Source organism: Aeromicrobium sp. (assembly GCF_036676885.1).
Lineage (GTDB): Bacteria > Actinomycetota > Actinomycetes > Propionibacteriales > Nocardioidaceae > Aeromicrobium.
This window is the reverse complement of sequence record NZ_JAKFCB010000101.1, coordinates 1-9845: the sequence shown is the minus strand read 5'-3', so window position 1 is coordinate 9845 and position 9845 is coordinate 1. Positions and strand designations below refer to the sequence as shown.

The window sequence follows — 9845 nt, the reverse complement described above, 5'->3', positions numbered from 1 at the left end:
GGTGACGTCGTGTTCAACGAGGCCGTGCCGTTCCTGCCGGCCGACGCCACGTACACGTCGAACGGCGTCGTCAAGGTCACCGACTCCGAGCCGGAGCAGCTGGGCTTCCAGGGCTTCTTCCTGCCGACCGCCGCGAGTGGTGCCGATGGCGCGTCGATCTCGGTCTACCCCGCCGCCGCCAACCCGCTGCTGGGACTGTTCGTCTGGCACGGCGACCTGGGGCTCGACGAGGGCACGCCCCAGTCGGTCTACATCCTCGACAAGTCGAAGATGAAGCAGTACATGAACGGCGACAAGGGCTACCGCGTGAGCCTGCAGCCGGGCCAGTCACAGAAGCTGCCCAACGGCGGCACGATCGAGTTCGCGGGGCTCAAGCAGTTCGCCCGTTTCCAGATCAGCTCGTCGCCCGGCGTGCAGGTGCCGCTGATCGGCATCGTCGCCGGCCTGCTGGGGCTCGTCACGTCCCTCACGATCAAGCCCCGCAGGACCTGGATCAGGGCCCGCCGCGACGGTTCACGTACCGTGGTGGACGTCGCCGTGCTCGACCGCGTCCCCCGTGACGACCTGCCGGCCGACCTGGACGCCTTCCTCGAGCGGTTCCGCGGAGCCCTTGGAGAGACTGAGGAGAAGAGATCGTGACGGCTGCGCAGTACGAGCAGATCTCCAACTACGCCGTCGCGTCGGCCACCGGAATCCTGGCCCTCGCGTTCGTGGCGTACGTCGCGCAGTGGGGGTTCGCCCGCAAGGTCGCCCCCGAGCGCGAGTTCGTGGCGGCAGGGACGGCCGCCGAGGCGCCGGAATCCGACGAGGACACCGCCGCAGAGCGAAGTGATGTCGCCGGCGGCATCGGCTTCTCCCTCACGGGCCTCGCCTGGCTCGTGCTGCTCGTCGGCGTCGTCGCCCGCGGCCTGTCCGCCGAGCGGGTGCCGTGGGGCAACATGTACGAGTTCGGCTGCGCCGCGACGCTGATCGCCCTCACGGCATACATCGTGCTCGTGAAGATGTGGGCGATCGACTGGGTCGGCCCCATCGTGACGGGCTTCGCCACCGTCGTGCTTGGACTGTCGGCGCTGGTGTTCGTGCCGCCGGGACCGCTCGTGCCCGCCCTGCACTCGTACTGGCTCGTGATCCACGTCCTCGGCGCGATGATCTCCGGCGCCGCATTCCTCGTGGGCGCTGCCGCGTCGGTGCTCTACCTCGTCAAGGCGCGGGCCGAGCGCAACACCGCCGAGGTGGACCGGGTCGGCTTCCTGTGGCGCATCCCGGCGTCGGCCAAGATCGACCAGGTCGCCTACCGCGTGCACGCCTTCGCGTTCCCGATCTGGACGTTCGCGGCCCTGATCGCGGGGCCGATCTGGGCGCAGTACGCGTGGGGCCGCTACTGGGGCTGGGACCCCAAGGAGGTGTGGGCCTTCATCACCTGGGTCGTCTACGCCGGCTACCTCCACGCGCGGGCCACCGCCGGCTGGAAGGGCAAGGCCGCCGCGGTCATCGCGCTCATCGGCTTCGCCACGTTCGTCTTCAACTTCGTCGGCATCAACCTGTTCGTGTCCGGCCTGCACTCGTACGCCAAGTAGGGCGCGCGGCTCCTTCGTCGCCGCGACTCATAGGGTCTGAGCCATGGGTGCGGAGATTCGGGCCGACGGGCTCGTCATGACGTACGGCGACGTGCGCGCCGTCGACGGGGTCAGCTTCACGGTGGCGCCAGGGGAGTTCTTCGGGCTGCTCGGGCCCAACGGCGCTGGGAAGACGACGACGCTCGAGATGGTCGAGGGGCTTCGCAAGCCGCAGGCCGGGTCGGTCCGCATCGACCAGTACGAGCCGTGGAAGCGTGAGCCGGCGCTGCAGCGGCGTATGGGCGTACAGCTCCAGTCGTCGTCGTTCTTCGAGCGGCTGACGGCGCGCGAGCAGCTCGACACGTTCGGCGCGCTGTACGGCGTCGCCGCCGGGCGTACCGACGAGATGCTCGAGCAGGTCGGACTGGTCGACAAGGCCGACGTCCGCACGGAGGACCTGTCCGGCGGGCAGAAGCAACGGCTCTCGATCGCGTGTGCGCTGATCCACGACCCTGACGTCGTGTTCCTCGACGAGCCGACCGCGGCGCTCGACCCGCAGGCCCGCCGCAACCTCTGGGACGTGCTCCGCAGCATCAACGACTCGGGACGGACCGTGATCCTCACGACGCACTACCTGGACGAGGCCGAGGCGCTGTGCGATCGGGTCGCGATCATGGACTCCGGCAAGATCCTCGAGCTCGACACGCCCGCCGCTCTCATACGTGGGCTCGATGCGCCGGTCCGGATCAGCCTGGCGCCGGGGACGCTCGACGTCGGTGTGGCACGCGACATCGCCAACGGTGACGCGGTAACCCACGAGCCCGAGGTGGACGGCGACGGGGCGCTCACGATCACGACCCGCGACCCCTCGCGCATCCTCACCGAGCTGGCCCGCCGCGATGCGCTGGCCGGGCTCAGCGTCAAGGGCGCATCGCTCGAGGACGTCTTCCTGGAGCTGACCGGTCGGGAGTATCGCGCATGACGGCCTTCAGGAGCCTGGCCCGGGCGATGCTCAAGGGGTTCTTCCGCGACAAGATGGCGTTGTTCTTCGCGATCCTCTTCCCGCTGATGTTCCTCGCCCTGTTCGGCGGCCTGCTGGGCAGCTCAGGCACGTCGAAGACCGAGGTCGAGCAGGTCGGCAGGGTGACGGTGCTCGACGATGCGCCCAAGGAGGTCCGGGCCTACCTCGAGGAGAGCCTCGACATCCACCGCACGACGGACGAGAAGGCGGCGATCCGCGAGGTCCGCAAGGGCGATGCCGACGCGATGATCACGCAGCGCGGCGACACCCTCGTCGTGCGGTTCTCGCAGGCCGATCAGGTCAAGGCAGCGACGGTCCAGGGCACGTTCCAGGCGATCGTGCAGTCGGCCAACATCGCGGTGACTGGCCAGCAGCCGAAGTACACGCTCGAGTCCGACCAGGTCGAGGACGACTCGTTGTCGACGATCCAGTTCTTCACGCCGGGGCTGATGGGCTGGGCGATTGCTGCGGGCGCGACGTTCGGCGCCGCGACCAACCTGGTGGTGTGGCGCAAGAACGGGTTGCTGCGCCGACTGCGGCTCGCCCCGATCCCCACGCGATCCGTCGTGCTGGCCCGCATCGCGGTCAGCGTCGCGATCGCGGCGCTCCAGGCGGCGATCTTCATCGGCGTCGGTGTGGCGTTCTTCGGGCTGCAGCTGACCGGGTCGTGGCCCATGATCGTCCCGCTGCTCACGGCCGGGACGCTCTCGTTCATGGCGATCGGGCTGCTCGCCGGCGCGGTGTCCAAGAGCGAGGAGGCGGCCGTCGGCATCGCCAACTTCGTCGTGCTGCCGATGGCATTCCTGTCCGGCTCGTTCTTCCCGCTCGACGGTGCCCCGGGGTGGGTGACGGTGGTCAGCGAGGTGCTGCCGCTCAAGCACCTCAACGAGGGGATGCTCGACACCATGGTGCGGGGCGAGGGCCCCGCCGCGGCCCTCATGCCGATCGTCATCCTGCTCGGCTTCGCGGTCGTCGTGGCCGCGATCGCCAGCCGAGTCTTCCGCTGGGACGAGTGAGAGCCCTACCCGATCCCCGACTTTTGAAGCGTTGGGCATGTTCTCGGGCCGTTTTGCATGCCCAACGCTTCAAAAGGTTGCGGCTTGTCAGGAGAACCAGCGCGACCACATGACGTTCATACGCGGCGGTGGTCCGGCATAGCCTCGTGCCGAGAGTGCGCGGTGGACTCGCCACGGGATCTCGCGAGGCCGGCCCAGGTCGCCCGACGTGATGACGATGACGACCCACCCTGCTGCCTCGAGGCGTTCCCGTCGGCGGAGGTCCTGTTGCCGCTGAGCGGCCGACCGTTCGTGGTGCCAGCCGTCGTACTCGACGAGCACCTTCCAACGGGCGAGAACCAGATCACCCCTGCCCAGGAAGTGCCCGTAATCGTCGACGAGAACGACGTTGCACGCCGGCTCGGGCAGCCGGGCGAACACCAGCATGAGCCGGATGATCGTCTCCATGGGCGACTCGACGTTGGCCCGTACGTACGCGACCGCCCGTCGAGCTCGCCGGACACCGTGCAGATGAGACTCCAGCGCGTACGCCACCAGTGCATCGAACGACGTGCGACCCGTGTGGATCAGCCAGTCGCCGAGCTGGACCAGCTCCACGAACGTGAGTCGGCCTGAGCAGTCGACGAACGTACGCTCCGGCGCGGTCAGGGTGAAGCCGTCGACGTCGACCGTCGCGATCCGCCGCTGGCGCCGGTGAAGCACGATGCCGCGGTGACGGGTGACGCTCGAGCGCGTGGTGGAGAACTCGAGATGAGGATGCCGGCCGGTGCGCGGCTCAAGCCCGTACAGCCGCATGGCACTGGTGTGGCTGACCACGACATCGCGCGGCAGCACCAGCAAGGCAGCGCTCAGGAGGAGCCGGATCGTGATCTCGACATCGGCGGAGACCCACACGCCACGGAAGAGCTGACGGCACCGGTCGCCGGCGAGGAAGCCGCGTCCGACGCCGTACCTCCTGGCCGTGGCCGTCGTGAACGGGACATTCTTCAGTTCGATGGGCAAGGTGTTCGTGACCGGCATGCCCTGACGATGCCGAACCCGGCGTCGGGTGACCGAGGCGACGCAGTGGGCTGTGGGAACCCGTCACGCCCCGAAAGGCGCTGTGGATCGCCGACTTTTGAAGCGCTGCGCAGCCAAGACCGCGCCGGAAGATGCCCAACGCTTCAAAAGTTGGGCCTGCGGCCCTCCAGGCCGGCCCTTCGGGCCGGCCCTAAAGGCCTTTCAGGTAGTCGGGGTCGTCGTCGGGACCCCGGGGGCCGGGGCGTGGGGGACGGGGCGGCTTGGCCCGGCCACCACCCGGCGCTGAACGTTCGCGGCCCAGCAGCAGCCACAGCAGCGGGCCGATGCCGATGACCAGGATCACCAGGAACCACAGGGGCTTGGGGATGTAGCGGACCCGCTGGCGGGGCGTCGCGACGAGATCGAACAGGGCGTAGACGAACAGCGCGACTCCGATGACGATGAGTGCGAACTTGCCCATGCCTAAACGTTACCGGGGCCCGCGCAACCGGCTGCCGCACTGACTCCGCAAGCGATTAGGCTGCGGCCATGAAGGCTTTCTGGACCTACACGCTCGCCCGTCTCGCCGTGTTCGGGGTGACGTTCGGTGTGGTCTGGCTGATCGCGTCGATCTGGGTCGAGTGGGGCAACCTCACATCACTCCTGGTCCTGCTGATCTCCCTCGTGCTGTCCTCGGTGATCTCGATCTTCGCCCTCGCCGGCCTGCGCGACGCGCTCGCCAAGAGCGTCCAGGAGCGGGCCGCGCGCATGACGCAACGCATCGAGGAGTCGCGCAATGCCGAAGACGTCGACTGAGAGCCGCGCCTGGATCGCCGAGGCCATCCGCCGGGTCGACGCCGACGCCAACCGCAGCGCCGACACCCACCTGCACGTGCTGCCGATCCCGGTCCCGGGCATCGAGCTCTACCTCAAGGACGAGTCGGTCCACCCGACCGGCAGCCTCAAGCACCGCCTCGCCCGCTCCCTGTTCCTGTACGCCTTGTGCAACGGCTGGCTCAAGCCGGAGACGACCGTCATCGAGGCGTCGAGCGGGTCGACCGCGGTCAGCGAGGCGTACTTCGCCCGGCTCGTCGGGTTGCCGTTCGTCGCAGTCATGCCGGCCACGACGAGTCCGGAGAAGATCGCCCTGATCGAGTTCTACGGAGGGCAGTGCCACCTGGTCGACGACCCGGGCACGGTCTACGACGTGGCCCAGCAGCTCGCCACCGAGTCCGGCGGGCACTACATGGACCAGTTCACCTACGCGGAGCGGGCGACCGACTGGCGGGGCAACAACAACATCGCCGAGTCGATCTTCGAGCAGCTCGCCCTCGAGCCGCACCCGTGCCCGAGCCTGATCGTCGTGGGTGCCGGCACCGGCGGCACGTCCGCGACGATCGGTCGCTTCGTCCGCTACCGCCGGCACGACACCCGGGTCGTGGTCGCCGACCCCGAGAACTCCGCGTTCTTCGGCGGCTGGGAGGCCGACCGGTCCGACGTCACGACCGACACGCCGTCCCGCATCGAGGGCATCGGTCGCATGCGCGTCGAGAAGTCGTTCGTCGGCGGCGTCATCGACGACATGGTGCACGTGCCGGATGCGGCCTCGATCGCCGCGATGCGCTGGGTGTCGGGCCTGCTCGGCCGCCGGGTCGGCGGGTCGACCGGCACCAACGTCTGGGCGTCGCTCCAGCTGATCGGCGAGATGCGCGCCGCCGGCGAGAGCGGCAGCGTCGTGACACTGCTGTGCGACGGCGGCGAGCGCTACGGCCACACCTACTACGACGATGCGTGGCTCGAGTCCAAGGACCTCGACATCGCGCCCTACGCCGCTGCGCTCGCCGAGTTCGACCGGACCGGAGTGCTCCCGGCGGTCTAAGGCGTCACCGGCACGATCTCGGCCGACAGCAGGACACCGTCGTCGATCACGAGCCGGCCCATCGTGCCGCGGGGCTGGCGGCGCTTGTCGGTCGGCGATCCGGGATTGAACAGCCGCTGGCCGTCGTGCTCGGTGTCCCACGGGATGTGGGAGTGGCCGAACACCACGAGGTCGGCGTCGGGGAACCTCCCGCGCATACGGGCGGCGCGCCCGACCTTGTCGCCGGAGATGTGGAGCATCGCGACGCGGAGGCCGTCGAGGTCGAGCTCCAGCGTCTCGGGCGCGCCCCACGCGGCAACGTCGGGGCCGTCGTTGTTTCCGAGCACGACGTGCACGGGGGCGTACGCCGTCAGCTCGTCGAGCACGCCGGGCGTACAGACGTCGCCGGCGTGCAGGATCACGTCGACGTCCGTGAGCTGCTCGGCGACGGCCGGCGGCATCGCCTTCCAGAAGCGTGGCGCGTGGGTGTCGGCGAGGACAGCGACGCGCAGCACGTCAGGCCCCGATGAACAGCCCGAGCGCGAGCCCGACGGCGTACACGAGCTCGGCGAGACCCGTGTCGCGGAGCACGGGGATCAGCGCCAGGCCCTTGGCGCCGGATGCCACGACCTGGCGGGCGCGTACGGCGAGCGGGACCATCGCCAGCCCGAGCAGCGCCCACAGCGTGAACACCGAGGCCCAGACGAGCGAGGCGATCGCGACGAGCAGCAGGAAGGCGTAGAACCGCCGGGTCCAGGTGTCGCCCAGCACGACCGCGAGGGTCTTCTTGCCGGTGACCGAGTCGGTCGGGATGTCCCGCAGGTTGTTGGCCACGAGGATCGCGCAGGCCAGCGCCCCGACGCCGATCGAGCACGCGACGGCGAGCCAGGTGATGTCCTCGATCTGCACGTAGGCCGTGCCGAGCACCGCCACGAGGCCGAAGAACACGAAGACGCTGACCTCGCCGAGCGCGCGATAGCCGTACGGAGACGGCCCTCCGGTGTAGGTCCACGCGGCGCCGATCGCGGCGACGCCGACCAGCAGGAGCCACCAGCTCGACGTCGCGGCAAGGGCGAAGCCGAAGGCGCCGCCCAGCGCGAGGAACAGCAGCGCTGCTCGTTTGACCGAGCGAGCCGGGACCAGGCCGGAGCCGACCAGCCGCAGCGGGCCGACGCGATCGTCGTCGGTGCCCTTGATGCCGTCGGAGTAGTCGTTGGCGTAGTTGACGCCGATCTGCAGCGAGAGCGACACCCCGAGGGCGAGGAGGGCCTTCCACCAGACGAAGGCGTCGGCGAAGGCCGCGGCGCCGGTGCCGGCCAGGACCGGAGCGACGGCGGCCGGGAGCGTACGGGGCCGCGCGCCGGCGACCCAGAGCTGGGTGGGCGAGGGCGTAGGGGTGGTCACGAACGATCAGTCTGCCACCTGACAGTCTGTCAACTCCGAGTTGACGCCTGATCTCTCGTCAAGTTAATCTTGACACATGTCCATCGACGACCAGGAGTTCTCCGACTTGATCGGACGTGCGATCGCCCGGCTCGACCCCACGATCGAGCGGCGCCTCGAGAGCGAGCCCGAGGCGCACCTCGACCTGGCGGTGCTGACGCACCGGGCCCACGAGGAGACCGGGCGGCTGCTGCGGTCCGCCGTGACGTCCGCGCGCGCTGCCGGGTTGAGCTGGGAGGCGATCGGCTCGGCCCTCGGCATGACTCGGCAGGCGGCGCAGCAGCGCTTCGGGCATCGTCCGGAGCCGATCCCCGGCACCGCGGAGCACCGCCAGCTCGTGGGCCTCACGGCGTTCAACGAGATCGACGTGCTCAACGCCTGGGGACGCCACGGCTGGCACTCGATCGGCTACGGCCCGCTGTTCCACGACGTCGAGAAGTCGCCGGTGCAGTGGGAGCACAAGCGCGCCGTGATCGGCAGCCGCAAGGCCAAGGACCTCGAGGCCAAGGGGTGGGAGCGCATCGGCACGATGTGGTTCCCGTGGACGTACGTCAAGCGCCCGCTCGACGCTGCGGCTGAGCCGGGGGAGCCGGAATGACCTCGGGCCTGCGCCCGGTCGAGGGATCGCCCCGCGAGGTGTTCGCCCTCGTCGACGCGTGGGTCCGCGAGGGCGGTGCCCCGATCGTCGTCCGTACGTCCGGCAGCACCGGCGAGCCCAAGGACGTCGTGCTGTCCCACCGGGCTGTCCTGGCCTCGGCACGGGCCAGCCTCGACCGGCTCGGCGGTCCGGGCGGCTGGCTGCAGGCCATGCCGGTCACCGGCGTCGGTGGCCTCCAGGTGCTCGTACGCTCAGCGGTCGCCGGGCTCGAACCCGTGTACGCCGATGAATACGCCTCGCTGGGTGCCGCGGTCGCGGCGATCCCGGGTCAACGCCGCTACGCCTCGCTCGTGCCGACGCAGGCGCACCGGCTCGTCGAGTCGGGGGAGGTCGGCGTCCTCGCGGGCCTGGACGCGGTGCTGATCGGCGGGGCGGCCGTTCCGTCCGACCTGCTCGAGACGCTGCGCTCGGCGGGCGCGCGGGTCGTGCGGACGTACGGGATGAGCGAGACCTGCGGGGGATGCGTCTACGACGGGCTGCCGCTCGACGGCGTGCGGGTGCGGGTCGACGAGGCGGGGCAGGTGCATCTGGCCGGGCCGGTGCTGTTCGACGGCTACGCCGACGCGGAGGCCACCGCCCGGGTGCTGCGCGACGGCTGGTTCGCCACCGCTGACCTCGGGTCGATCGATGAGGACGGCCGGCTGCACATCACCGGCCGGATCGACGATGTCGTGATCAGCGGCGGGGTCAACGTGCCGACGCCGGCCGTCGCCGCGCGGCTGCGGGAGCACCCGGCGGTGTCTGCGGCCGAGGTGGTCGGCGTACCCGACGACGAGTGGGGGCACCGGGTCGTGGCGTTCGTCGTGGGCCGCCTCGACCTGGAGACGGCCAGGGCCTGGGTGGCCGAGCGGCATCCGCGCTCCTGGGCGCCGCGCGACGTCGTCGTCCTGGACGCGCTGCCGCTGCTCGGCAACGGCAAGGTCGACCGGATGCACCTGAAGGAGCTGGCGTGACGCCGGCGCTCCGAGGGCCGATCGTGGTCGTGACCGGGTTGCCGGGAGCGGGCAAGTCGAGCCTGGCCGGGCGCCTGCGCGATGCTCTCGGCCTGGCTCTCTTCAGTCTCGACACCCTCAAGGAGGCGGTGGTCGACGGGCTCGGTCCGGCAGTCCCCGAGGACAGGTTCGCGGTCCGCCTGGCCGCCCGGGAAGCCGTCGTCCGGCTGGTCCGGGACAACCCGCGAGGCTGCCTCGTCGACATCTGGATCAACCCCGTGCGTGACGACAGCGGCTTCGCCGACGCGTTGCGAGGCATCGACGGCGCACGCTTCGCCGAGGTCGTGTGCCGGGTGCCGGTC

Annotated in this window: 13 protein-coding genes; 9 read left to right on the top strand and 4 right to left on the bottom strand. The window is 70.1% G+C overall.

The window, feature by feature from the left end; translation table 11 throughout:
- The 4 genes from V6M46_RS05245 to V6M46_RS05230 all read left to right on the top strand — a co-directional run.
- Window positions 1-639, top strand: a 639-nt coding sequence (locus V6M46_RS05245; protein ID WP_332662726.1) for a cytochrome c biogenesis protein ResB, incomplete at its 5' end; no start/stop codon positions are given.
- Complete coding sequence (gene ccsB, locus V6M46_RS05240) at window positions 636-1577, top strand: c-type cytochrome biogenesis protein CcsB (protein ID WP_332662725.1); 942 nt, start codon at window positions 636-638, stop codon at window positions 1575-1577. The genes V6M46_RS05245 and ccsB, both read left to right, overlap by 4 nt.
- A gap of 43 nt (window positions 1578-1620) precedes the next feature.
- Window positions 1621-2538: an ABC transporter ATP-binding protein gene (locus tag V6M46_RS05235; RefSeq protein WP_332662724.1), complete on the top strand. Its 918-nt coding sequence runs from the start codon at window positions 1621-1623 to the stop codon at window positions 2536-2538.
- Entirely contained in the window at window positions 2535-3593 is a 1059-nt protein-coding gene (locus tag V6M46_RS05230) for an ABC transporter permease (protein ID WP_332662723.1), read from the top strand. Before V6M46_RS05235 ends, V6M46_RS05230 begins: the two co-directional genes overlap by 4 nt.
- An 87-nt stretch (window positions 3594-3680) precedes the next feature.
- Here V6M46_RS05230 and V6M46_RS05225 read toward each other — a convergent pair whose 3' ends face one another.
- Together V6M46_RS05225 and V6M46_RS05220 are read right to left on the bottom strand one after the other, a co-directional pair.
- A complete protein-coding gene (locus V6M46_RS05225) occupies window positions 3681-4613 on the bottom strand; it encodes a DUF559 domain-containing protein (RefSeq protein ID WP_332662722.1) in 933 nt (310 codons plus the stop codon).
- A 190-nt stretch (window positions 4614-4803) separates the two neighbouring features.
- Window positions 4804-5073 (bottom strand): PLDc N-terminal domain-containing protein, encoded by a 270-nt coding sequence (locus tag V6M46_RS05220; RefSeq protein ID WP_332662721.1) that lies wholly within the window; start codon window positions 5071-5073, stop codon window positions 4804-4806.
- A 68-nt stretch (window positions 5074-5141) separates the two neighbouring features.
- Here V6M46_RS05220 and V6M46_RS05215 point away from each other — a divergent pair, with 68 nt between their 5' ends.
- Together V6M46_RS05215 and V6M46_RS05210 are read left to right on the top strand one after the other, a co-directional pair.
- Window positions 5142-5408, top strand: a complete 267-nt coding sequence (locus V6M46_RS05215; protein WP_332662720.1) for a DUF4229 domain-containing protein — start codon at window positions 5142-5144, stop codon at window positions 5406-5408.
- Window positions 5389-6471, top strand: coding sequence for a PLP-dependent cysteine synthase family protein (locus V6M46_RS05210; protein WP_332662719.1), 1083 nt, complete (start codon window positions 5389-5391; stop codon window positions 6469-6471). The genes V6M46_RS05215 and V6M46_RS05210 overlap by 20 nt, the downstream gene beginning before the upstream one ends.
- On the opposite strand, the gene V6M46_RS05205 is transcribed toward V6M46_RS05210, so the two are convergent.
- Window positions 6468-6965, bottom strand: a complete 498-nt coding sequence (locus V6M46_RS05205) for a metallophosphoesterase family protein (RefSeq protein ID WP_332662718.1) — start codon at window positions 6963-6965, stop codon at window positions 6468-6470. The genes V6M46_RS05210 and V6M46_RS05205 overlap by 4 nt on opposite strands.
- A 1-nt stretch (window position 6966) precedes the next feature.
- Window positions 6967-7854, bottom strand: a complete 888-nt coding sequence (locus V6M46_RS05200) for a 1,4-dihydroxy-2-naphthoate polyprenyltransferase (RefSeq protein WP_332662717.1) — start codon at window positions 7852-7854, stop codon at window positions 6967-6969.
- A 76-nt stretch (window positions 7855-7930) separates the two neighbouring features.
- On the opposite strand from V6M46_RS05200, the gene V6M46_RS05195 reads away from it, so the two are divergent.
- The 3 genes from V6M46_RS05195 to V6M46_RS05185 all read left to right on the top strand — a co-directional run.
- Window positions 7931-8491, top strand: coding sequence for a hypothetical protein (locus V6M46_RS05195; RefSeq protein WP_332662716.1), 561 nt, complete (start codon window positions 7931-7933; stop codon window positions 8489-8491).
- Window positions 8488-9504 (top strand): AMP-binding protein, encoded by a 1017-nt coding sequence (locus tag V6M46_RS05190; protein WP_332662715.1) that lies wholly within the window; start codon window positions 8488-8490, stop codon window positions 9502-9504. The genes V6M46_RS05195 and V6M46_RS05190 overlap by 4 nt, the downstream gene beginning before the upstream one ends.
- A partial coding sequence (locus tag V6M46_RS05185) for a hypothetical protein (protein WP_332662714.1) occupies window positions 9501-9845 on the top strand: 345 nt, incomplete at its 3' end. The genes V6M46_RS05190 and V6M46_RS05185, both read left to right, overlap by 4 nt.